Source organism: Planococcus glaciei (genome assembly GCF_900099655.1).
GTDB classification, from domain to species: Bacteria; Bacillota; Bacilli; order Bacillales_A; family Planococcaceae; genus Planococcus; species Planococcus glaciei.
In genome coordinates, this window is sequence record NZ_FNDC01000022.1 from 20,367 (window position 1) to 41,697 (window position 21,331).

At 47.2% G+C, this 21,331-nt stretch carries 19 protein-coding genes; 6 read left to right on the top strand and 13 right to left on the bottom strand.

Annotation, left to right across the window (positions count from 1 at the left end; translation table 11 throughout):
- Nucleotides 1-11 precede the first annotated feature (11 nt).
- From BLQ32_RS18595 to BLQ32_RS19905, 3 genes are all read left to right on the top strand, one after another.
- The gene (locus BLQ32_RS18595) at nt 12-761 is read left to right on the top strand and encodes an amino acid ABC transporter ATP-binding protein (protein WP_074511666.1); all 750 of its coding nucleotides are present in this window, start codon (nt 12-14) and stop codon (nt 759-761) included.
- Between the two features lie 155 nt (nt 762-916).
- Entirely contained in the window at nt 917-2,092 is a 1,176-nt protein-coding gene (locus BLQ32_RS18600; RefSeq protein WP_244890388.1) for a M20 metallopeptidase family protein, read from the top strand.
- Nucleotides 2,093-2,106: 14 nt separating this feature from the next.
- Complete coding sequence (locus tag BLQ32_RS19905) at nt 2,107-2,244, top strand: hypothetical protein (RefSeq protein ID WP_175557151.1); 138 nt, start codon at nt 2,107-2,109, stop codon at nt 2,242-2,244.
- A gap of 33 nt (nt 2,245-2,277) precedes the next feature.
- Here the strand turns inward: BLQ32_RS19905 and BLQ32_RS18605 are convergent, their stop codons facing one another.
- The 9 genes from BLQ32_RS18605 to BLQ32_RS18650 form a co-directional block, all read right to left on the bottom strand.
- The gene (locus BLQ32_RS18605; protein WP_074511668.1) at nt 2,278-3,468 is read right to left on the bottom strand and encodes a glycine C-acetyltransferase; all 1,191 of its coding nucleotides are present in this window, start codon (nt 3,466-3,468) and stop codon (nt 2,278-2,280) included.
- A gap of 93 nt (nt 3,469-3,561) precedes the next feature.
- Nucleotides 3,562-5,664, bottom strand: a complete 2,103-nt coding sequence (locus tag BLQ32_RS18610; RefSeq protein WP_074511670.1) for a M6 family metallopeptidase — start codon at nt 5,662-5,664, stop codon at nt 3,562-3,564.
- Nucleotides 5,665-5,881: 217 nt separating this feature from the next.
- Nucleotides 5,882-7,015 (bottom strand): bifunctional cystathionine gamma-lyase/homocysteine desulfhydrase, encoded by a 1,134-nt coding sequence (locus tag BLQ32_RS18615; RefSeq protein ID WP_074511672.1) that lies wholly within the window; start codon nt 7,013-7,015, stop codon nt 5,882-5,884.
- A gap of 11 nt (nt 7,016-7,026) precedes the next feature.
- Nucleotides 7,027-7,947, bottom strand: coding sequence for a PLP-dependent cysteine synthase family protein (locus tag BLQ32_RS18620; RefSeq protein WP_036802978.1), 921 nt, complete (start codon nt 7,945-7,947; stop codon nt 7,027-7,029).
- Between the two features lie 11 nt (nt 7,948-7,958).
- Nucleotides 7,959-8,432, bottom strand: a complete 474-nt coding sequence (locus tag BLQ32_RS18625; RefSeq protein WP_036802980.1) for an S-ribosylhomocysteine lyase — start codon at nt 8,430-8,432, stop codon at nt 7,959-7,961.
- 297 nt (nt 8,433-8,729) lie between these two features.
- Nucleotides 8,730-9,380, bottom strand: a complete 651-nt coding sequence (locus BLQ32_RS18635; RefSeq protein ID WP_074511676.1) for a class I SAM-dependent DNA methyltransferase — start codon at nt 9,378-9,380, stop codon at nt 8,730-8,732.
- 102 nt (nt 9,381-9,482) lie between these two features.
- Nucleotides 9,483-10,124, bottom strand: a complete 642-nt coding sequence (locus tag BLQ32_RS18640) for a YczE/YyaS/YitT family protein (RefSeq protein ID WP_074511678.1) — start codon at nt 10,122-10,124, stop codon at nt 9,483-9,485.
- 74 nt (nt 10,125-10,198) lie between these two features.
- Nucleotides 10,199-10,684: a Cys-tRNA(Pro) deacylase gene (gene ybaK / locus BLQ32_RS18645; RefSeq protein ID WP_074511680.1), complete on the bottom strand. Its 486-nt coding sequence runs from the start codon at nt 10,682-10,684 to the stop codon at nt 10,199-10,201.
- 58 nt (nt 10,685-10,742) lie between these two features.
- Nucleotides 10,743-12,917 carry a DNA topoisomerase III gene (locus BLQ32_RS18650; protein ID WP_175557152.1) on the bottom strand — a complete coding sequence of 725 codons (2,175 nt, stop codon included), beginning with the start codon at nt 12,915-12,917 and terminating at the stop codon, nt 10,743-10,745.
- Between the two features lie 237 nt (nt 12,918-13,154).
- On the opposite strand from BLQ32_RS18650, the gene BLQ32_RS18655 reads away from it, so the two are divergent.
- Nucleotides 13,155-14,093 carry a nuclease-related domain-containing protein gene (locus BLQ32_RS18655; RefSeq protein ID WP_175557153.1) on the top strand — a complete coding sequence of 313 codons (939 nt, stop codon included), beginning with the start codon at nt 13,155-13,157 and terminating at the stop codon, nt 14,091-14,093.
- A gap of 149 nt (nt 14,094-14,242) precedes the next feature.
- On the opposite strand, the gene BLQ32_RS18660 is transcribed toward BLQ32_RS18655, so the two are convergent.
- The gene (locus tag BLQ32_RS18660; RefSeq protein ID WP_074511686.1) at nt 14,243-14,806 is read right to left on the bottom strand and encodes an NADPH-dependent FMN reductase; all 564 of its coding nucleotides are present in this window, start codon (nt 14,804-14,806) and stop codon (nt 14,243-14,245) included.
- Nucleotides 14,807-14,930: 124 nt separating this feature from the next.
- Nucleotides 14,931-16,754: a cation:proton antiporter gene (locus BLQ32_RS18665; protein WP_074511688.1), complete on the bottom strand. Its 1,824-nt coding sequence runs from the start codon at nt 16,752-16,754 to the stop codon at nt 14,931-14,933.
- A gap of 166 nt (nt 16,755-16,920) precedes the next feature.
- Here BLQ32_RS18665 and BLQ32_RS18670 point away from each other — a divergent pair, with 166 nt between their 5' ends.
- Complete coding sequence (locus BLQ32_RS18670) at nt 16,921-17,130, top strand: SE1832 family protein (protein WP_051413680.1); 210 nt, start codon at nt 16,921-16,923, stop codon at nt 17,128-17,130.
- A gap of 280 nt (nt 17,131-17,410) precedes the next feature.
- The gene (locus tag BLQ32_RS18675; protein ID WP_036802998.1) at nt 17,411-18,970 is read left to right on the top strand and encodes an ABC-F family ATP-binding cassette domain-containing protein; all 1,560 of its coding nucleotides are present in this window, start codon (nt 17,411-17,413) and stop codon (nt 18,968-18,970) included.
- A 55-nt stretch (nt 18,971-19,025) separates the two neighbouring features.
- On the opposite strand, the gene BLQ32_RS18680 is transcribed toward BLQ32_RS18675, so the two are convergent.
- Both BLQ32_RS18680 and BLQ32_RS18685 read right to left on the bottom strand, forming a co-directional pair.
- Nucleotides 19,026-20,483, bottom strand: a complete 1,458-nt coding sequence (locus BLQ32_RS18680; RefSeq protein WP_074511690.1) for a phospholipase D family protein — start codon at nt 20,481-20,483, stop codon at nt 19,026-19,028.
- Nucleotides 20,484-20,594: 111 nt separating this feature from the next.
- The gene (locus BLQ32_RS18685; protein WP_036803003.1) at nt 20,595-21,131 is read right to left on the bottom strand and encodes an RNA polymerase sigma factor; all 537 of its coding nucleotides are present in this window, start codon (nt 21,129-21,131) and stop codon (nt 20,595-20,597) included.
- Nucleotides 21,132-21,331: the final 200 nt, after the last annotated feature.

Genomic DNA, 21,331 nt, shown 5'->3' on the forward strand with positions numbered 1-21,331 from the left:
AGGAGCGAATTATGATATCTATCAGAAATTTACACAAGAAGTTCGGTGATTTGGAAGTGTTGAAAGGCATTGATGTCGACGTCCAAAAAGGACAAGCAATCGTTGTCATCGGCCCTTCCGGATCCGGAAAAACCACTTTTTTAAGATGCTTGAACATCCTGGAAGTTCCTACTGCCGGATCGGTTACGATTGACGACCAGACTGCAGATTTTTCGAAGCCCTTTTCTAAACGCCAGATTACGGCTTTCCGAAAACAATCGGCCATGGTATTCCAGCATTACAATTTGTTCCCTCACATGACGGCGCTTGAAAACGTCATGGAAGGGCCCATCATCGTCCAGAAAAAAGACAAAGCGGCGGCACGCAAAAAAGCGGAAGCAATCTTAACAAAAGTTGGCCTCAGCGACAAAATGGATTATTATCCGTTTCAATTGTCAGGCGGTCAGCAGCAGCGCGTCGGCATTGCCCGTGCGCTCGCGTTGGAGCCGAAAGTGATGCTGTTTGATGAGCCAACGTCAGCGCTTGACCCGGAACTGGTCGGCGAAGTGCTGCAGGTTATGAAAGACCTTGCTTCTGAAGGCATGACAATGGTCGTTGTCACGCATGAAATGCGCTTTGCCAAAGGCGTCGCCGATGAAGTGCTCTTTATGGACGGCGGCAAAATCGTGGAGCGCGGCAAACCGGAAGATATTTTTAACAACCCGAAAGAAGAACGCACCCAACAATTCTTGAACTTGATCGAAAAAACCGATGTGATTTAAAGCGACGCTGCCTTTATTAGGCAGCGTTTTTTAGTTGGCTGATGAATAATTATTCTTCTAACTCTTTTTTTATACCTAATTGATTGCCTTCCTCTTTTTGCAGGCTGTATACTGGTAGCAATGTATTTATTCTAAAAGTAAGGGGAATTAAATCTATGCAATCAGCTGCAATGACCAAAATTGAGTCACTTTACGAAGAAATGGTGGCCATACGACGCCACCTCCATATGCACCCTGAACTGTCCCATCAGGAAGTCGAAACGCCTGCATTTATTGCGGACAAGCTTGAAGAAATGGGTGTCGAAGTCCGCCGCAATGTAGGCGGACGCGGTGTTGTCGGTACGATCCGCGGCGCCAAACCCGGCAAGACGATCGCTTTTCGCGCGGATTTTGATGCGCTGCCGATCGATGATAAAAAAGATGTAGCTTATAAATCCACAGTGCCCGGTGTGATGCATGCGTGCGGCCATGACGGGCATACCGCTGGCCTGCTGGGCTTTGCCAAAGCGATGGTCGCTATGAAAGATGAACTTCCTGGAACCATCGTACTGATTCATCAGTTCGGCGAAGAATTGTCGCCCGGCGGCGCGCGCGGCATGATCGAAGACGGCTGCCTGGACGGCGTTGACCTCGTTTACGGAGCGCATATCCAAAGCAAGATGGAAAATGGCCGCGTCTTTGTGCGTGACGGCTTTTTGCAGGCCTCTGAGGACGCCCTTAAGATAATCGTCAAAGGCTACGGCACGCACGGCGCTGAACCTCATACAGGCGTCGATCCGATCTTGGCAGCCAGCCATATCATGGTGGCCTTGCAGTCTATCGTCAGCCGCAATGCCGACCCGCTCAAGGAACTTGTCGTTTCCATCGGCAAATTCCATGCCGGCGATGCGGACAATGTGATTCCAAGTGAAGCTGTTTTAGAAGGCACCATCCGTGTATTCGATCCCGCTCTCCGCAAACTTGCCGGTGAGCGCGTGACAGCCATTGCTGAGAACGTTGCCCGTGCGATGGGCGCCAGTGCGGAAGTAATCGTCGAGACCGGCTACGACGCATTGTGGAACGATCCTGAAGCGATGGACATCGTGCGCAGCGCTGCGATTGAAACGCTCGGCGAAGAAATTGTCATCGAAACCAGTCCGGTCATGCCGGTTGAGGACTTCGCTTACTATACCCAAGTAAAACCCGGTGCTTACTTTTTTGTCGGGGCGAAAATGGAACACGATCTCTTGAGCTTCCCGCATCACCATGAAAACTTTGATTTTCATGAAGAAGCAATGCTGATTGCTGCAAAAGTGTTTGCGGCAACTTACTTTAAAGCACAAGCGATGTAAACGAGCTAAAGCGGATGCCTGGTGCATCCGCTTTTTTAATGGAGAAGCGTATTTTTCATTTTGCTGAGCGTATTTTAGTTTTTGTCGAGCGTATTTCAGCTTTTGTCGAGCGTATTTTAACCTTCGTTGAGCGTATTCCGCCAAATCAATAAAAAAACCCGCCGGGATGGCGGGTTTTCGTCTGTTTAGTTGATGACGCCGAGTTCTTTTCCGACTCTTGCGTAGACTTCGATTGCATTGTCGAGCATTTCTTTTGAATGCGCCGCTGTTGGCATGTTGCGGACGCGCCCTGTGCCTTTGGCAACTGTCGGGAAGACGATTGATTTCGCGTAAACGCCTTCTTCAAACAAACGCTTCGAAAATTGCTGTGTCAGTTTTTCATCGCCGATGATGCATGGCGTGATCGGCGTTTCGGAATCACCGATATTGAATCCAAGCTCTTTCAAGCCTTTTTTCAAGTAGTCGCCGTTATCCCAGAGCTTGTCATGCAATTCTGTGGAATCGATGATCATCTGCAATGCAGAAATGATGGCTGCTACGTCGCCTGGAGTTACGGCAGTCGAGAACAAGAATGGACGTGAACGGACTCTCAGCCAGTCAATCAGGTTTTGTTTTCCGGCTACATAACCGCCAACAACACCGACTGCTTTTGACAAAGTTCCCATTTGCATATCGATTTCTTTTTCAAGGCCGAAATGTTTCACAGTCCCTTTCCCTTTGCCAGTGACGCCAGATCCATGCGCATCGTCAACATAAGTAATCAAGTCGAATTCTTTTGCAATTTCCACGATTTCCGGAAGCTTGGCAATGTCACCGTCCATTGAGAACACGCCATCAGTGATCACCATAACTTTATTGTACAGGCCGGATTCAGTCGCTTCTTTCGCTTTCGCGCGAAGGTCTTCCATGTCCGAGTGTTTGAATGCAATGATTTTCGCTTTCGACAAACGGCAGCCGTCAATAATGGATGCGTGGTTCAATTGATCCGACAAAATTGCATCGTTTTTGTCCATAACTGCAGAAATGGCTGCCATATTGCAGTTAAAGCCGGACTGGTAAGAAATCGCAGCTTCTGTGCCTTTGAACTCCGCCAATTTCTCTTCCAGTTTGATGTGCAAGTCAAGCGTCCCGTTAATTGAACGGACCGCACCTGCGCCTACGCCGTATGCATCAATGGCGTCTTTGGCCACTTGCTTCAAGTTTTCGTTCGTCGCAAGCCCCAAATAGTTGTTTGAAGACAAATTGATCAATTCTTTGCCGCGCACTTTGATCATCGGGCCATTTGGTCCTTCTACTGTATCCACTTCATTATATAAGCCCTGCTCTTTCAGTTCGTTCAGGTTTGTTTCTAAAAATGCATCCAATTTTTTCGACAATGTCCTCTTCCTTTCGCAAGCAATTTCACTTTCCATCTTATCATAACGCAAATTTTTCCCAAAAGAAAAAGCGGACCGAGGTCCGCTTACCTTTTATTTATTGCTGCTGTTTTTGCCTTTGCCTTTGTTCGGATTAGCTGTTTTGTATTTTACTTCATAAGTGAATTCTTTCGCTTCTTTTTGGCCTTCTGCTGCTGCGTAGGAAGTGATCATTTTCACATTTCCTTCGCGAAGCACTTGCTGAAGATCCAATGCTTGTTTGTTCGTTACATTGAATGGGTCAACATGGAAGACGCGCTGTTGGCCGTTTTTCTTCGTTTGGATGAATGTAGTCGTGAAGTCGACGTATTCACCTTTTAATTGGCCAAGTGACTGGAACGCATCTGTGGAAGTTCCCGCATCCGAGAAGTTGCCCAGTTTCACGTTTTTCACGAACCAGCCTGGATTATTTGAACCCCAGTCCGTTAAGTTGCGGAATGAAACCAGAACGTCTTTGCCGGCATATGCTGAAAGGTCAAATGTTTCCGTAGTCCAATCGCTGTTCGTGCCTGTGAATCCTGGTACATTTTCTTTGATTGTCGGATAGCCTTCTTCCACTACATCGCTGCGTGTGTTTTCATTTTGAAGAGATGTCCATGTTTCGCCGTTGTCCGTTGAAACCTGCACCATTCCAAAATCCCACTGCTCTTCAATGTCGTAGAAATGATCAAACGTCAGTTTTGCATCCGCTGCAGGAACTGTTGCACTAAAGATCAATGCCTGATCCGCTTCGTCACCGTTATTGGCATGCAGCACTTTAGCATCCGAACCTTTTGGATCCGCTACTGTGCTCCATTGCAATGGAAGGAAATCAACGCCGTCAAATTCCAATCCGCGGACATCTTTCCCGAAGTTGAATTCTTTAAAGTCGCCGCCCCAAGCTGGAACGCCTTCTTTTTCAAATGTTTTCGCTTTTTCAAAGTCGACAGTTTTACCGCGGACACCGGCGCCAACTGGAAGTTCGCGCAAGTCGATGCTGTCGAAGTTGTAGTCGCTGCTCACTTTTGAATCATCTAAAGTCAATGCCGTCATGAAGTCCTGGTAAACTTCCGTGAATGTTTTGTCAGAACCGTATCGCTTCAACGTTTCGTTGACGCTTGTCATACCTTGGCTCGTTCCATCAACTGCAAGCTCGCGGATGAATTCTTTGCCGAATTTATCGTACATATAAAGTGTGAACAAGTAAACTTGGCCGTAGTCTGCAATGGTTTCTGGACCAGTTTTTGCTGTTCCGTGCTCATCCCAGTTGACCAGGGAGTTTTCCGGGTGATCCAGGTAGAAGTTGATCGAACCTTCACCGTGGCCGTATCCGCCAAGGAATTCAGAGAATGTCGACATCCCTTCGTTCAACCACGTTTCTTCTGCACCGTCGTTATCCGCATGGATCAAATGCTGCAATTCATGGATAGTCGTTGCGAAGAACGTGTTCTCCAGACGAGTTTCCCATGAGTTGGTATCGATGGTAATGATGTTGCGGTCTGTGTAGTTTTCAAGCGTCTGCCAGAAGAAACCGGCTACAAAGAATGGATAAGAAGGATCGTTCCAGCCTTCATCCTGCACGTTGTCGACAAGCATGATCACTTTGTCTGATCCTTCGTAATAATTCTCAGGAAGTCCGACCATACCTGGCACAGTTGCATTAGAACCATCTAACTTGTCAGGTGTTCCAAAAAACTGTGTCGCTACCGGATACATCTTGCTGTCGAACTCAGTGCGCAATTTATCGACTTGCGCTTGTGTTACCACGTCAGCTGGTTTCGGGTTTTTCGGTCCATATGCCAGATCATTGGCTACCCAAATTTCTACATTATCGCCGATGCTGCGAAGCGTGAATTCTTTAAATGAAAGGTTGCGGTCAAGGAAAAGCTTTGTGCCGTGGTCTTCTGTGAACGTGCTGTCAGCTTTCGAATCGGTTGCTCCTGCATTCACTTCATCAGCTTGCGCTTTAATCTTTTTATCTGCTTCCTTTTGGAATTCAGGATCCAATGTTAACTGGTTTAAATGCTGATCGATGTCGATCTTGTTATCGTATTTTGCCGTGTTCCAGTTGGATGTGGATGGAACCGGTTCTACTGGCGCTGCCGCTGCTGCCGGTACCAGTAATGACAATGTAAGTGCACTAGCTGATAGGACCGAAGCCCATTTACTCATTTTCATGTTGTTTTCCCCCTATGAATTGTCAGAATCTTATCACTAAATAAGATATTAACATGTTTGACAATTCAGAAGAATATGCCGATTGTTATATTTCGCATATCGAAATATAAGGAATTGTTATCTACAAAATTACCCATTTAATAAAATTATTTGATATTTTTAATAAAATAACGGTTTAGAAAAAAAAAAAAAACCGCCAAGAGGGCGGTTTTACCAATTATTTCAATGCATTTGTTAAATCTTCGATTAAATCTTCTGCGTCTTCAATGCCTACCGAAATACGTACCAAGCCTTCCAAAATTCCAAGTTCTGCACGGCGTTCCACTGGAATTGATGCGTGCGTCATCTGTGCTGGAACAGAAATCAGGCTTTCTACCGCACCTAAGCTTTCAGCAAGTGTGAAGTATTTCAGTTTCGCCAATAATTCATCCGCTTTTTCTTTGCTGCCCACATCAAACGAAATCATGGCGCCAAAACCGGTCGCCTGTTTTTTCATTAATTCGTGGCCGGTATGTGTTGGCAAGCCTGGATAGATCACGGCATTTACCGCTTCATGCTGATCCAGGAATTCGGCGATTTTCTGAGCGTTTGAAACTGCTTCTTCCATGCGGATGCCAAGCGTTTTCAAGCCGCGGATCAATAACCATGAATCTTGTGGCCCTAATATTGCGCCGACAGAGTTCTGGACGAAATGAAGCTCTTCTGCCAATTCGGCTGAATTAACGACAACCAGTCCAGCGACAACGTCACTGTGCCCGCCGATGTATTTCGTCGCGCTATGCAGGACAATATCTGCGCCGAGTTTGATCGGGCTTTGCAAATAAGGCGTCATGAAGGTGTTATCGACAATCGTCAGCATATTCTTCGATTTCGCAAAAGCTGAAACTTGTTCGATATCCGTTACTTTCAATAAAGGATTTGTCGGTGTTTCAATGAAAATCGCTTTTGTGTTTTCTTTGACTGCTGCTTTTACTGCCTCTAAGTCGCCTGTATCCACAAACGTGAATTCGAGGCCGAAGCGGTTTAGGACTTTATTGACAACACGGTATGTACCGCCGTAAACGTCGTCCGTCAAAATGATATGGTCGCCCGCTGAAAACAGCATCATGACCGAAGAAATAGCTGCCATCCCTGAACCGAATGCAAAGCCGGCATGGCCGTATTCTACGTCTGCAATCAATTCTTCCAGTGCGTGGCGCGTCGGGTTCCCGGTGCGGGAGTATTCATAGCCTTTGAACTTGCCGACTGCTTCCTGCTTGTACGTACTTACTTGATAAATCGGTGTGGAGACTGCTCCAGTCGCTTCGTCTCCAAAAATTCCGCCATGAATTAATCTTGTTTTTGGTTTCATGAATGATCCTCCTAAAATGTTCTTCCGTAAATGTTCTGGCTCATATAACGTTCGCTCGAATCAGCAAAAACGGTCACGATATGGCTTCCGGGCTTTGCCGTTTCCGCTTCTCTCATTGCGGCTACAAATGCAGCACCCGATGAACTGCCAACAAGCAATCCTTCTTTTCTCGCCAACTCTCCAACTGCTGCAAACGCTTCTTTATCTAAAATCGTATGGATGGAATTGAAATGCGTTCGGTCCATGTAATCCGGCAAAAACTCCATGCCGATGCCTTCGGTCAAATGCGGCCCTGATTCGCCGCCGTTGATGGTTGAGCCTTCCGGTTCCACAATAACGGTTTTAATCGCTTCGTTTTTGGCTTTCAGAAATTTGGATGTTCCGGCAAACGTGCCGCCGGACCCTGCTCCTGCCACAAAGACATCGATATTGCCATCAAGCGCTTCCCACAGTTCCGGGCCAAGCGTGCGGACATACGTATCCGGATTCGCCGGATTGGAAAACTGCGACGGTGAAAAGGCATTTTGCTGCTCGGCCAGTTCATTGGCTTTCGCAATGGCGCCTTTCATGCCCAGTTCAGTTGGTGTATTGATCACTTCAGCGCCAAGCGCGCGCATTAAGGATTGTTTTTCCTGGCTGAATTTTTCCGGTACCACAAACTTCACCTGGTAGCCTTTGCCGATTGCTGCAAGCGCCAAGCCGATGCCGGTATTGCCGGCCGTCGGTTCGATCATCGTCCCGCCCGGTTTCAAGACTCCCCGGCGTTCCGCGTCCTCAATCAAAGAAACACCCAGGCGGTCTTTCACGCTGCCGCCTGGATTGAAAAATTCTAATTTAGCAAAGATGCGGCAATTGTTCGGAATGTCGACATGCGTCAATTCCAATAAAGGTGTATTGCCAATCAACTGTTGGATTTCGGTTGCAAATTTCATTCCCATTCTCCTTAAACAGTTTCTTCGGCAAATACTTGGCGCCATTCATCTTTTTTCGCCAGCATTTCACGCGCCAATTCTTTTGCGCCTTCTAAGCTGTGGCTAGCTGCCCAGCCGCATTGCACTTCGTTGCAGGCCGGCACTTCGTCCGCTGCAATGACATCTTTTAATGTGTTTTCCAAAATGCGCAAAATGTCTTCGAAATCATCATGGTTGATAACGGACAAATAATACCCTGTCTGGCAGCCCATCGGCCCAATATCAACGATTTGGTCGGAATGGTTGCGGCTGTGTTCCGCCATCATGTGCTCAAGTGAGTGAAGCGCGGGCATATCCATATGCTCTTTGTTCGGCTGTTTGAAACGGATGTCGTATTTACGGATTGTGTCGCCGTTAGATCCTGTTTTTTCCCCGGCTAAACGTACATATGGTGCTACCACTTTCGTATGGTCCAGGTTGAAGCTTTCTACATTCATTTTTTTCATGAATCTCGACTCCTTATAAGTTGAATTTAATGTTCCAGGCATCAGCAGCCAGCTTAACGGCCGCTTTCGCTTTTCTTCGTGTCCAGTTTCGGCGCCTAGCTCCTCGGGTCGCTTCAGACTTACCTACGATGGCAAAGTGCGCCCTCACCTGCAAGTCTTCTAGCGCTTGTCGGGACTGAGCAGGCGCCTCAACCTTTCTTTGTCCAGACTCCATCGGCCAGATTCTCGGGACATAAGCCAACTCGGCTGTGCGGCAAAGAGCGCCGCTTCGCCAATCTGTCTTATGCCTTTCGAATCTTAACGGCCGCTTCCGCTTTTCTTAGTCGCGTTTATTAACCAAACATACCCGTTCAGTTGGGTGAACTCAACTGAAAAGCCTGCTGCTTCGATTAATTCTTTCATGGCCGGCAATGTGGTGTAGTATTCCCGGTTCAAATCTTCCACCAGGTTAACATATCCGCGCGATGCTTCAAAATCCACTTTCTGCTGTTTGGCTTGGAGCGATTCGAATACCGTATCGGCGAATACCACTTTCCCGCCGGCTGGCAGTTTTTCCGCGTACAAACGGAAAGCCTGGGCTTTTTCTTCATCTGTTAAATGGTGGAAAGCGTAAGTGCTGACAAAGGTCTTCGCTTCAATTTTATCATCAAATTGAAGAAAATCCCCGTCTACCAATGTTAAATCCGGCAGTTTTTCTGCCGTTACTTGACGCATGGCTTCATTCGGCTCGATTCCTGTCACTTGGAGTCCGCGTGCCAGCAATTTCTCTGTTAGATTGCCTGTGCCAACCCCAAATTCCACTACTGGGCTGATGGCTAGATCAGCGACCGCTTGCAGTATTTCATCGTATTTCACGAAAACATCTTCGTATTCTTTATCTTTTCCATATACTGAATCGTCGTATGTGTGAACCCATTCATCAAATATTTCTACAAACTCGCGTCCCATTCTAGTTGCCCCTTTAAGTGCTTATTTTATAAAACCAATAGCCTTACTAGGTTTTATTTATACCATATTTAAGAAGGCGTTTCAACTTTCTGAAACGCCTTCTTAAATTTTTAGAACGGGCGGGATACTGTCTTTTTTATCAATGATTTTCTTAAGCAGCCGTTCAAATTGAGGCAATGAAATTTGAACGATTCTGCCAGTCAGTAAAGCGACTGCAACTGTGCCAATACCGACCGGTCCACCGAGCAGCCAGCCGATAAAGGCAACTGTAATTTCAATTCCGGCACGGACGATGGTTATGCTGAGACCGGTCTTTTCAACGAGAATCAGCATCAAGCTGTCACGCGGGCCTGCGCCGATTCTTGGTGATACATAAAGGCCGACGCCATAACCGGATATAGTAATGCCGACAAGAAAAATCAGGACTTGGCCGATCAGCGTTTCAATGTCGGGAATCATCCAGTTAAAAATGTCGATGAAAATCCCGACCAGCAGCATATTCAGGAATGTGCCGATCTGAGGGAGTTTCCGGGTAAACAGCATCGTCGAGACGATTACTGCCAAACCGACGATAATGGCCCATGTTCCAATTGTCAGGCCGAAGTTTTTATGGAGGCCGACATTCAATACATCCCAAGGGCTGATTCCAAGCTTATCTGCTTTGATAATCATTGTGAATCCTAAAGCCAAAACAATCAGGCCGCTAATAAAAAACAGCCAGCGGTAAAAAAATGCACGCCCCATTGCCATCCTTCTTTCTGTTATGTACTAATAAAAAACCATCCATTCCCAAATGAACGGATGGTTTTTATTCCTGCTTATACAACTATAATAGCGGCATAGCGCCCGTGGACCACTTCGACCAAGTCGGCAGGCGCCAGTTTCAGCTGCATGCCGATTTTCCCCGCGGAGACGATGATGTCTTCCAAGCCTTGCGCTTGTTCAGCAACAAACGTTGGAAATAGCTTCTTCATCCCCAGCGGTGAACAGCCGCCGCGGATATAGCCGGTCAATGCCAAAATGTCTTTCACTGGCACCATTTCAATCTTTTTTTCACCGGCTGCTTTTGCTGCAGCCTTTAAATCAAGTTCTTCTGCTACCGGAATCACAAAGACGTAATTTTGTTTTGAACTACCGGCAGCGACTAAGGTTTTGTAGACAGTTTCCGGCGGATAACCGATTTTAGCCGCCACTGAAACACCGTCAATCTTGCCGTCTTCCGGATCATATTGCAGCACTTCATGCGCTATTTTCTCTTTATCGAGTATTCGTGCTGCATTGGTTTTTGTGATTTTTTTCGCCATGGGCTACACCTCTGTCTCATCTGCATGCCATTAGCATAGCACCATTTTCAGAATCTTTCTATTCGTTCTGCCCCAACAATTTTTTCAATGCGTCTGCCATTGCGGTATTCACCGGCGCTTCGTCCTGCTGCTTCAAGTATTTATTGACATCTTTTTTGTTCGCTTTCGACTGGCTGGCATTGCGTCGCTTTTCAAAAGCCGACAGTTTCTCGCGGTGGCCGCATTGGCAGGCGAACATTTTGCCTTCCCCTTCACCGCGCATTTCCATGCGCTTGTGGCATACCGGACAGCGGGCATTTGTCTGAACCGCCACTTGTTTTTTGTAGCCGCATTCGCGGTCCTGGCAGACATACATTTTCCCGCGTTTGCCGTTGACTTCCAGAAGCGATTTGCCGCAATCCGGGCACGTTTTGCCGGTGATGTTGTCGTGTTTGAATTTCTTGTCGCTTTTCTTGATATCCGAAACCGATTTCTGGGCGAACGCAATCATCTCTTTCATGAACTGCTCTTTTTTCATCTGCCCTTTGGCGATTTTATTAAGCTGCTGCTCCCAGTCTGCTGTCAGTTTCGGCGATTTCAAATCTTCCGGCACGAGTTCAAGCAATTGGCGGCCTTTTGACGTAATCGTCAAGTCCTTGCCTTTTTTCTCGATCAGGAAGGTATTGAACAATTTGTCGATGACGTCGGCGCGGGTCGCCACGGTTCCAAGTCCACCGGTTTCACCTAAAGTCTGGATCAATTCTTTCGATTCCCCTGCCATGAACTGCGCCGGGTTTTCCATTGCGCCGAGCAGTGTTCCTTCATTGAAGAATGCCGGCGGCTTCGTTTTGCCGTCTGTCAGCGCAATGCCTTTGATGTGGAGATTCTGCCCTTTTTCAAACGACGGCAAAGTCGTATCGCCGTCTTCTTCGTCGTCATTGTAGACGCGTTTCCAGCCTTCGTTGCGGATCGTATTGCCTTTGGTCTGGAAGGTTTCGCCGCCCGCTGTGATTTTCACCGTTGTCTGGTCGTATTCATACATCGGGTAAAATACCGCGAGGAAGCGTTTGACGATCATGTCGTATAATTTATGCTCTTTGTCCGACAGATTATGGAGCTGCGGCGTTTCTTCGGTCGGAATAATGGCGTGGTGGTCGCTGACTTTATTGTCATCGATGGTCCCTTTTTGCGGAGCCACCGGCGTTTTCAGGATGGTCGCTGCAAGCGCACGGTACGGGCCGACTTGCACGGCCTTGATGCGGTCTTTCAGCGTATCTTTCATGTCGGACGTCAAATGCTTCGAATCGGTCCGCGGATACGTGACAATTTTATAGCGCTCGTACAAGCCCTGCAACGTGTTGAGCGTTTCTTTCGCCGACCAGCTGTAGCGCTTGTAGGCTTCTTTTTGAAGTTCGGTCAAGTCGAATAAAGGCGGCGCCGGCTGTTTCTTCGGTGTGACTTTCACGTCGGTCACGGTGCCTTCATGGGTGTTGTTCAGTTTGCTGAACAGCTTGTCGATTTTTTCTTTGTCAAACGACTGCGTCGAGTTGGCGTCGGTCCAGGTGAAAGCGGCCTGGTCCGTAATTGCCTGCATGCCGTAATACGGCTTCGGCTGGAAATTGCGGATCTGCTGTTCGCGTTCGGCAATCATCGCAAGCGTCGGCGTCTGCACGCGCCCGGTCGACAATTGGGCATTATATTTCACCGTCAAAGCGCGCGTCGCGTTGATGCCGACAACCCAGTCCGCTTCCGCGCGGGCAACCGCTGCCTGGAATAAATTCTCGTAGGCTTTGCCGTCTTTCAGGTTATTGAAGCCGTCTTTAATCGCTTTGTCGGTGACGGACGAAATCCACAAACGCTTGATCGGCTTGCGCGTTTTCGTTTTCTCCAAAATCCAGCGTGCAACGAGTTCCCCTTCGCGTCCGGCATCGGTCGCGATGATGATTTCGTTGACGTCACTGCGGTTTAGTTGTGCTTTTACGGCATTGTATTGTTTCATCGATTGTTTGATTGGCACGAGTTTAAACGGTTCCGGAATAATCGGCAGGTTCTCCATTTTCCATTCCTTGAAGTCGTTGTCGTATTGTTCCGGCTGCGCCTGCGTCACCAAATGGCCAAGCGCCCACGTGACGATATACTGTTTTCCTTCCAAAAATCCGTTGCCTTTTTGCGAACACCCGAGTACGCGTGCAATATCGCGCGCCACGGATGGTTTTTCTGCGAGTACTACTGATTTCAATTTATTCACCCTCATTTCGTATAGCGTATATTATAACATCTTCCGGTTTGTCTGGCTTTTTGTGGGGGTTGGAGGTATGAAAAGCGTATTTCCGAAATAATGAGGCGTATTTTAACTTTTACTGTGCATATTTTTCGATATCCGAGAGTATTTTAACCTTTATTGAGCGTATTTTACACTGACAAAAATCCATTGAAATTCATCTGTGAAAAAGGTATATTATCTTCAATTCAAATGAAAGGATTGATGTCTTTGCATATTATTGAACGGCGCCGCCCTTATCGACTTATTTATCAGCAAGCACTGTTGGCACGCACTTCGCCGTCGCACAAAAGCTATCCACTATTAAAAGAGAAAGTTCGAAGACGTTCAGCGGGGTTCGCCGGCGAAATCCAGTTTGATCGAGTTTGTGCCGAATATGGAGAGGAGATGCAATTCAGATTAATCCCTGATTTCAAGACGGCCACCCATCAAATTGATGCCATCTGTATTTTTTCTTCTTTTATTGTCATAGTAGAAGTCAAAAATATTAGCGGCCATATTCATATGGATGGGACGAAAAGACAGTTTTTCCGCATATTAAACGGAGTTATGACTGGCATGACAAACCCTGATGATCAGCTTTACCGGCACGAAAAGTTGGTTCGCCGTTTGATTGGCGACAAAGTACCGATTATTGGCATTGTTGTCTTTACAAATCCTTCAGCCATTTTAGAAATAAAAAATATCAAACGAAGAGTAATTCATCTCTCCGGTCTTCCATTTGTATTTGATGAACTGGTTTCCCATTATCGAAATTCCCCCACAATCGAAATAGAACATTATTTCAACTCTCTCTTATCTATGCAACCCCCATTGCAAATCCATACTCCACCTTTAATTTCCTATCCTCTTTTAGAAGGCGTTTTCTGCCCTGACTGCCCTTATACTAAAATGAATTATTCCCGCAACTTTTGGCGCTGTCCCTTATGCGCAAGAAAACGAGCAGACGCTCACTTACTGGCACTGCAGGATTACCGGCTGTTAATCGGCTCTACTATATCGAATTTAGAATTCCGGCGGTTTACTGGCTTGCAGTCCCGCACAAATGCATGGACTATCCTTCAGAGCTGCGGATTTCAGAAAATCGGCAATAAGAAAAGTGTGCGCTATGTGATTCCTGAAGTGGACCTTCGAAAAAATTCGGATTAGGATTTAAAAGCGTATTTACAGTATAACTGTGCATATTTTAACCTTAATCGAGCATATTTTTTTAAAACCGAGCATATTTTAACCTTTACCGAGCGCAATTCCAAAAAACCAACAAAAAAACCTCCCGCGGGAGGTTTTTCTTCTGCTATTTAAGGATTATCAATCGTTTCCTTCGATAAATTCTGGCTCATTTCAGCGTATTGGACGAAAACGCGCGCCAATTCGCGCAGACGGTCGTGGACGTCTTCGTTGATGATTGTATTCGTGTCATCGAAATGGCTCGTGTGGGTGTAGACGTAGTTCGGCGTCACGAGGCAGCGGAAATAGTCGAGAATCGGCTTCAGCTGGTTTTCGATGACGAGATGGTGCTGATAGGTGCCGCCGTTCGCGACGATTGATACCGGTTTGTAGCGCATCGTGCGGGGGTGCAGCATATCGAACGTGTTTTTTAGGACGCCCGGAATCGAGCCTTGGAAAATCGGTGTGGCGATGATGTAGCCATCCGCGTTTTCAAAGCGATGGACGATTTCCTGCATGTCCTTGTTGTATTCGCCGAGCGGGCGGCCATCGACAAACTGGTGCTCGTAATCAGCCAAGTTCAACATCACAAGCTCCATATCCGGATTAAAATCTTTGATATAGGTTTGCACCTGTTCCAAGATGGCTCCTGTTTTTCTTCCAATAATTGTGCCGTCCACTAATAAAATCTTCATAAGACAAATCCTCCTCAAATGCGTATCTGCTTGGCTATAAAGCGAACAGCCCATAGCCTTGTTGTCTTTATCATAGCAAACCGGGCTGCCAAATACGCATCGATACGCTTATTCGGGAAAGATTTCATTCTTTAGGCTGAATTCCGGATTTCATCCGGCTCGTTTCCAATTTCTCCTGAATCCGGATTTCCTGATGGGCCGGCGGGGAAAAACTGACGATGGTGTCCCCTATTTTCGGTTCTACTGCCATGCCCGTGGTAAAGAATTCGATTTTCCCTTGCGCCCGCTCCACGAATAAAGGAATCGTGCCGTCCACAGATCTCTCCCGGAAATCCGCATATGTGTATTGTTCGGTCAATTGCGTTTTCCGCATGGCATACCCTTCTTCAGCTTTCGCTTCAAGTGCATGAATATTCCATTCTGCACCGAACAAGGTTCTGCCGCTGAGCGAGGAATGGAAATCCTTTGGGTCGCTTTGATGGATCGCGGTCTGGAACAAGTGCGTCCGCCCGAGTTCCGGCACGAAATTATTGACCACCAAGGAATTGTACGAATCCGTATCGGTGGCGACAATCATCGTTTCATACGGCGTCAAATCAATTTCGTACTCGGTATGCTCCGACAGGATTTCACCGGCAAAGCTCGGGACGCCTGCCTGGCGCGCGAGCTGCAGATTGCCCCAAGCCGAATCCATGATCAACACGTTTTTATTCATACTCTGCAGCATTTTTCCAAGCCGTACCGCGAACCGGCTGCTGCCGACAATTAAAATGCCCGGTTCCACGGACGAAGCAAGGCCCAATTTTTTGCCGAGCCAGCTGATGGAAAAGCCGTGCGCTATGACGGTCGAAAAGACTAAGGCAAAGGTCAGCGCCGTTAACAGCTCCGCGTCTTCAAAGCCTGCGTCAAGCAGCGTAGTGGCGAAATATCCGGACACGGTCAATGCGACGATTCCGCGCGGCGCAATCCAGCCGATCAAGGTCTTTTCCTGAACAGTCAAATCAGTGCCGATCGTCGAAAGCCAAATCGACAGCGGCCGGACCACAAAGAGCATAGCCAGCACAAAGGCGATGATGCGCACATTAAAGATTTCAATCAGAACGTCCAAACTGAGCGAAGCGGTCAGCATGACGAAAATGCTGGAAATCAGGAGGACAGAAATATTTTCTTTGAAATGGCGCATTTCATTGATGGACGTAATGTTCATATTGGCCATCATGATGCCCATTGCGGTAACGGCAAGCAAGCCGGTTTCGTGCATCACCATGTCCGAGACGGTGAAAACCAATAGCACAAAAGCAAACACCATCGGCGATTTGAGGAATTCGGGAATCTGCCCTTTTTCGAACATCCGCCCCATTCCCCATCCGGCGCCGATTCCGAGCAGCACTGCAAACAGCGCCGCTAAAAAGAACAAACCGAATGCCGCCGCTGATTCTTCGCCCATGGCGAACAGCACAAACTGAAAAGCGAACAAGGCCAGCAAAGCTCCGAACGGATCGACCACGATGCCTTCCCATTTTAAAATGGCTGCAGGGCGTGCTTTCAGTTTTGCCTGCCGCAATAAAGGCAGAATCACCGTCGGTCCGGTCACAATAAACAAACCGCCGATGACGAACGAAACCGCGAGCGATAAGCCAGCCAGATAATGGGCAGCGAGCGACCCGGCAATCCAGGCGATGAAAGCGCCGAATGTGACAATCCGCAAAACCGGCTTGCTGAAGCTTTTGATTTCCTTAAAGTTTAAATTCAAGCTTCCTTCAAACAAAATAATCGCTACCGCCAAGGAAATTAGCGGACTGAATAAATCGCCAAAACTTTCTGATGGCGAAATGATGCCGAGCAGCGGACCGACAAGAAGGCCCGCAATCGACATTAGCACAATCGCCGGCAGCTGCAGGCGCCACGCAATCCATTGCGACAAGACGCCGAGGAACAGCACCAGCATGACATCAAATAATAAAGAATCGATAACAGTGACCCTCCTTTTCACAACTTTTGGTGAAATTTTTTCTATGCCCCAGACTTATTTGACCATTATAGAGGGTTTGCCGGTGATATGAAAAGCGAGAACCGAGCCGCCAGGGATTTAAAAAATCGGTTTATATGTTACAATGGAAAAAAATCTAAGGGTGAATCTAGTGAACAGACAGGAAATTGAATTTGAAATTGCTGATTTGAAGAGTGACTATATACGCCACCAAGGCGATATCGAGAAACTCGAAACAACTGGACATGCACGGATGGTAGAACAAGCGGAAGAGCGCTTGGAGAAAATGGAACAACGCCTTGCGGAATTGAACAAAAAACTCGCGGAACTGTAGCCCGCGGATTTTTTTTTGCGCTTCCCCTTTGTCTCTTATCCCTCAAAGACCCCGATCAGTTTCGCACTGTCCGGCTTCGACGCTTGTCGGAGCTGAACAGCCGCTTCCGCTTTTCTTGATGTCTAGCTGCTGCGCCTAGCTCCTCGGGTCGTAAGCCACTTTGGCTGTGCGGCTGGAAATACGCCGCTTCGCCAAATCGTCTTACGCCGGTCGGAGCTGAACAGGCGCTTCCGCTTTTCTATGGCACTTATACTTTTTAAAATATGGAGGAATATTATAAATGAGTTTATTAACAGTAGAGAATTTAAGCCACACGTTCGGCGACCGCACGCTTTTCAATGATGTGTCGTTCCGTTTGGTTGAAGGTGAACATGTAGGCCTTGTCGGAGCGAATGGCGTCGGCAAATCCACATTGATGAACATTTTGACCGGGAAAATCATGTACGATTCAGGCCGTGTCGAATGGCAGCCGAAAACGCATTACGGCTATTTGGATCAGCATACGCAATTGACGCCTGGACGGACGATCCGCGAAACGCTTCAGGATGCGTTTCTTCCACTTTATAAGAAAGAGGAAGAATTGAACAACATTGCTATGAAAATGGGCGACGCTGATGCCAACTTGGAAGAATTATTGGAAGAAATGGCTGAAGTGCAAGACGCACTTGATGCCGGCGACTTTTACACGCTTGATGTGAAAATTGAAGAAATTGCGCGCGGCCTCGGCCTTGACGCAATCGGGCTTGAGCGCCCGGTTGAAGCCTTGTCCGGTGGACAGCGGACGAAACTGCTTCTGGCGAAATTGCTTCTGGAAAAACCGAAAGTCCTTTTGCTCGATGAGCCGACCAACTATCTGGATGAAGAGCATATCCAGTGGCTCGTCAACTATTTGAAAAACTACCCGCATGCGTTCCTGTTGATTTCGCATGATACGGAATTCATGAGCAGCGTAACAGGCGTTATTTTCCACTTGGAATTTTCCCGTCTGTCCCGCTATACAGCGACTTACGAAAAATTCATCGAGCTTGCAGAATTGGCGAAAAAGCAGCATTTGGACGCTTACGAACGCCAAGCCGATATGATTAAGAAAACCGAAACCTTTATTGCGAAGAACAAGGCCCGTGCTTCTACTACAGGGCGTGCAAAATCACGCCAGAAGCAATTGGACCGCATGGACCGCATCGAAAAACCGGAAATCGCAGCAAAACCGCAGTTTTCTTTCAAAGAAACGCGCAGCCCGAGCCGTTATGTAGTAGAAGCTGAAGCTTTGACAATCGGCTATGACAAACCGCTTCTTCCGCCGCTGACGTTCATGATTGAACGCGGTGAAAAAATTGCGCTTGTCGGCATGAACGGCGTCGGGAAATCGACCTTGCTGAAAACGATGCTTGGCAAAATCAAACCGTTGGACGGTGATGTTTTGCGCGGCGAATATTTGACTCCGAGCTATTTTGAGCAGGAAGTTAAAGCGCCTACGCACACACCGCTTGATGAAATCTGGTCTGCTTATCCAAGTTTGGATCAGGGCCAAGTGCGCGGTGCCCTTGCACGCACTGGTTTGAAAAATGAACACATCTCCCGTTCAATGACGCAATTAAGCGGTGGCGAACAAGCCAAAGTCCGTTTATGCAAATTGATGATGGAAGAAAGCAACTGGCTGATTTTCGATGAGCCTACCAACCACTTGGACATCGATGCAAAAGCAGAATTAAAACGTGCGATGCAAGCCTACAAAGGCACCATCGTCCTTGTCAGCCACGAACCCGAATTCTACGAAGGCTTGGCGACAAAAGTCTGGAATGTTGAAGAATGGATCAACGCCGGCAAACAATCTTTATAAGAAAACACGAAACGGCCTCTCCTTTTTACAGGAGAGGCCGTTTTTGATTGCCCTATTAATAAGTTGTCAGTTTCAGGATTTTCTGTACGCCGTAAACGCCGCGCTGCCAGAAGGAAAAGCCGTCCTGGTATTCTTCTACGTCCAAAGTATACAAGGCGTCTTCGTTATTCCACAGGCGATTGAAATAAGCGTCCATATCTTTCGACAGTTCACTATCGTGCGGCGCGAGAATCCGGATATCATTTTCCAGATTGTAATTATCCAGTGTGCGTTCCGTGTAATTCGCCGATCCGCCCATAATAATCCGCTCTTTTTTGGTGTTGATCATGATAGATTTTGTGTGGAATTGGCTTTTGGTTGTGTTGTACCAGCGGACTTTCAGATTCCCGTTCGCTTCTTCATACATTTCATTGACCACCGGGCGGTTCGGCAGCCCGGTCTTTTCTGTGCCGAAGGCGTTTTCGTTCGGATCCAGAATCATCCGTACATCCACTCCGCGGTTAGCCGCTTCTTTCAATGCATCCACAACTTCGCTTTCCGCAATATAAAACATTGCGAGCCAAATACTGTCGCCTTTTTGCGCTTTTTCGATGTCTTTCAGCAGCGCATCGAATATTTGCCGTTCGGTCAGGTATTGCGCAGCATATTCCCCCTGCTGTTCTGTTGCTTCCACTCGCGGCAGCTCTGCAGGTCCGCCTGAAAATTTGGCAACGGCTTCTTCTGCTTCCAGCATGTCGTTGATGATGGGTCCGCTGACCTTGAATGCCATATTGCCATGAAAACCGCTTGCATTATGCGGATTGGCCGAACTGATGATGGCTTCTTTTTCCGTAATCAATGCTTTTCGGTGATTGGCTTTGATGTTCATCATTTCCATATACGAAGCAACCGATAATTTAGGAGCATCGCTCGACATGCCATTGGGCACCCAGCCACGGCTGTCGACATCAAACCACTGGAAAATCACTCGGTAAAATCCCGAATACAGCGGCGTCGAATCCCGCAGCGCATCCAAATCGGTATACACCACTTCCACGCCTGCCTCTTCCAACGTGCCGAGCAGCTGGCTTTCATACGAGCCATAACCGTTATTCAACGGATCCGTTATAAAATAGATCGGCATGTCCGGATTTTCTTGTTTTTTCTTCAATAAATGATCCGTCAGCATTTCTGAAACAGCCGGAAAATCAATTTTCTGGTCATTGTAATTATCAAACAAGAAAAAATCCACAACGATAAACTCTTCCGCTTCGTCAATGGCTTTATTAATCTCATCAAAAATCTCCAATTCGTGTTTTAGGCCTGTCCCTTTCTTATCTTGGGCATATGAGAGGTCATAAAGCATCTCTACATTTTCCAGTTGGTGCATCTCCCCTGCAAACGAAACGCCCGGCGGCAAAGGCTTGAATGTATGCCACACAATAACCGCTATGTACAATAAAGCGAGGATGCCGGCCGTCCCTAACACAATTCGCTTTCGCTTGCTCCAGCCTTGAAATCTCTTTCTTATCATGAATACTTCCCCCTCGCTTTCATTATAACAAGAAGGAATAGAAAGAATTTCTTTTTTTATTGGAATAAAAAACCAGCTGAAAGCTCAGCTGGTGGGTTAGATTTTATGAAATTAAGCGATTTGAACATATTCGCGTGTGCGCGCATCTTCAAGCAGCATGTCTTTCAAGCGTTGCTTGCCCCGGAACAAACGGGATTTTACGGTGCCGATCGATACTTTCATCGCTTCCGCAATTTCGATCAGCGACAACTGGTGAACGTAGAAATAAAGAATCGTCGTACGGTAAATCGAATCCAGCTCCGAAATCTTGTGGCGGATCATCACCGAAACGTCCTGCTGCTCCAAAATTTCAGATACCCCGGCTTCGTCAGAAGGAATCAAATCAAGAAGGGATACATCCAAGCCTTCCGGCTGGTAAGCTACATGTTTGCTGCGGCGTACATTTTTGCGGTAGCGGTCACGGAAAGTGTTCATACAGATTGTCGTCAACCATGCTTTCAAATGATCCACTTCCTGAATCGATGACTCATAACGCACAACTTTCAGCCAAACTTCCTGCATCAAGTCCTCCGCTTCAGCTTTATTGCGGGTCAATTTCAAACATAGATGATAAATATAGCGGTTGTATTCTGCATATAAACTTTCCATGATCGTGCCTCCGTCCGTTTTTCTTATTAACCTTATTGTGCCCTATCCGAAACTTACGCTCTATCGCTTTCACTTTCATTAAACTTACAAAGTTGTAATCTAGAAAAGCGTAGGCGCCTTGTTAAGCTCCGAAAAGCGCTGGAGGACTGGGCAGTGATGGCGCACTTTGCCATCGCAGACCAGTCTGAAGCGTCTCGAGG

Bases quoted from the DNA above. Each gene is read 5' to 3' on its own strand.
- BLQ32_RS18675 (WP_036802998.1), top strand. From the start codon at position 17,411: ATGAGTTTATTAACAGTAGAGAATTTAAGCCACACGTTCGGCGACCGC.
- BLQ32_RS18640 (WP_074511678.1), bottom strand. From the start codon at position 10,124: ATGGGGCGTGCATTTTTTTACCGCTGGCTGTTTTTTATTAGCGGCCTG.
- BLQ32_RS19905 (WP_175557151.1), top strand. From the start codon at position 2,107: ATGCCTGGTGCATCCGCTTTTTTAATGGAGAAGCGTATTTTTCATTTT.
- BLQ32_RS18670 (WP_051413680.1), top strand. From the start codon at position 16,921: ATGGAAAAAAATCTAAGGGTGAATCTAGTGAACAGACAGGAAATTGAA.
- BLQ32_RS18660 (WP_074511686.1), bottom strand. From the start codon at position 14,806: ATGAAGATTTTATTAGTGGACGGCACAATTATTGGAAGAAAAACAGGA.
- BLQ32_RS18665 (WP_074511688.1), bottom strand. From the start codon at position 16,754: ATGCTGGTGCTGTTCCTCGGCGTCTTGTCGCAATGGATTGCGTGGCGC.
- BLQ32_RS18615 (WP_074511672.1), bottom strand. From the start codon at position 7,015: ATGAAACCAAAAACAAGATTAATTCATGGCGGAATTTTTGGAGACGAA.
- BLQ32_RS18685 (WP_036803003.1), bottom strand. From the start codon at position 21,131: ATGGAAAGTTTATATGCAGAATACAACCGCTATATTTATCATCTATGT.
- BLQ32_RS18595 (WP_074511666.1), top strand. From the start codon at position 12: ATGATATCTATCAGAAATTTACACAAGAAGTTCGGTGATTTGGAAGTG.
- BLQ32_RS18680 (WP_074511690.1), bottom strand. From the start codon at position 20,483: ATGATAAGAAAGAGATTTCAAGGCTGGAGCAAGCGAAAGCGAATTGTG.
- BLQ32_RS18600 (WP_244890388.1), top strand. From the start codon at position 917: ATGCAATCAGCTGCAATGACCAAAATTGAGTCACTTTACGAAGAAATG.
- ybaK (WP_074511680.1), bottom strand. From the start codon at position 10,684: ATGGCGAAAAAAATCACAAAAACCAATGCAGCACGAATACTCGATAAA.
- BLQ32_RS18650 (WP_175557152.1), bottom strand. From the start codon at position 12,917: ATGAGGGTGAATAAATTGAAATCAGTAGTACTCGCAGAAAAACCATCC.
- BLQ32_RS18625 (WP_036802980.1), bottom strand. From the start codon at position 8,432: ATGAAAAAAATGAATGTAGAAAGCTTCAACCTGGACCATACGAAAGTG.
- BLQ32_RS18610 (WP_074511670.1), bottom strand. From the start codon at position 5,664: ATGAAAATGAGTAAATGGGCTTCGGTCCTATCAGCTAGTGCACTTACA.
- BLQ32_RS18635 (WP_074511676.1), bottom strand. From the start codon at position 9,380: ATGGGACGCGAGTTTGTAGAAATATTTGATGAATGGGTTCACACATAC.
- BLQ32_RS18620 (WP_036802978.1), bottom strand. From the start codon at position 7,947: ATGAAATTTGCAACCGAAATCCAACAGTTGATTGGCAATACACCTTTA.